Raw genomic sequence first — 1,175 nt, 5'->3', positions numbered from 1 at the left:
AGGCCGAGTAGTAGTAGGTGTCGTCCACCCGGAAGACATCGATGTCGGCCAGGTCCTCCCACAACACCGGGTTGGAATACGTCGACGACGGCGGCCACGGCCCGTTCGACGGACTCGCCGACGGACTGGGGGAGGGACTGGGGGAGGGACTCGGGGAGGGGGACGCCGAGGGGCTGGCACTGGGACTGGCGCTGGGGCTGGGAGTGGGGCTGGGGCTGGGGCTGGTGACGGTTCCACTGCAGGTGGTGCCGTTCAGCGCGAAGCTCGCCGGCACCGGATTGGACGAGGTCCAGGAGCCGTTGAAGCCGAACGACGCGCTGCCGCCGGTCGGGATGGCGCCGTTGTAGGAGGCGTTGGTCACGGTGACCTGAGCGCCCGACTGCGTATAGCTGCCGTTCCACAGTTGGCTGATCGTCTGCCCCGCCGGGAACGACCAGGTCAGGCTCCAGCCGTTGACCGGGTCACCCAGGTTGACCACGTCCACGTTGGCGCCGAAGCCGTCCTGCCACTGGTTTGTCACGGTATAGGTGACCCGGCACCCCGCGGCGGCGCGGGCGGAGCCGGCGGTCACGACTCCGAGGACGCTCAGCGCCGCGGCCATCCCGGCCGCGAGCCAGCGCCGATGTCGAGTGAAGCGCACGAGAATCTCCAGGGGGATAGGGATTCGTCAGGGGACGGTGCAGGCGTGCGGACTCAGCCCGCGGTGCAGGTCAGCGTGGGCACGCCGTTGGCGCCGTTCCAGCTGCCGAGGAAGCCGAACTGGGTGCTCGCGCCCGCGCCGAGCGCGCCGTTGTAGCCGACGTTGCGGGCGGTGACCTCGGCGCCGCTGGTGCTGATCGTGGCGTTCCACGATTGGGTGACCGTCTGGCCGTTGCCGAACCGCCAGCCGACCGTCCAGGAGGAGATGGCCGAGCTGCCCGCGGTCACGGTCACCGTCGCCTGGAAGCCGCCGTCCCACTGCCCGGCGATCGCGTACGCGGCCGAGCACCCCGCGCCGCCCGGCGACGGGCTGGCCGAGGGACTGGCTGAGGGGCTGGGCGACGGGCTGGGCGACGGGCTGGGGCTGGTGCCGGGGCCCTGCCCGATGCTGCCGGGGACCGACTGGAGCGCCGCGTACCAGGCGGCGGCCATCTTGTCGTAGCCGTTCGCGGTGGGGTGGATGCCGTCGATCAGGT

General features: G+C 71.5%; 2 protein-coding genes. Both read right to left on the bottom strand.

What is annotated here, in order from left to right; translation table 11 throughout:
- Nucleotides 1-640, bottom strand: a 640-nt coding sequence (locus FLW16_RS42865) for a cellulose binding domain-containing protein (RefSeq protein ID WP_260616213.1), incomplete at its 3' end; no start/stop codon positions are given.
- A 53-nt stretch (nt 641-693) separates the two neighbouring features.
- Nucleotides 694-1,175, bottom strand: a 482-nt coding sequence (locus FLW16_RS42860; RefSeq protein ID WP_185949863.1) for a cellulose binding domain-containing protein, incomplete at its 5' end; no start/stop codon positions are given.

It is taken from the genome of Microbispora sp. KK1-11 (assembly GCF_006874435.1).
GTDB lineage: Bacteria > Actinomycetota > Actinomycetes > Streptosporangiales > Streptosporangiaceae > Microbispora > Microbispora catharanthi.
The sequence above is the reverse complement of the archived record's forward strand: the minus strand, read 5'-3'. Positions and strand labels throughout refer to the sequence as shown.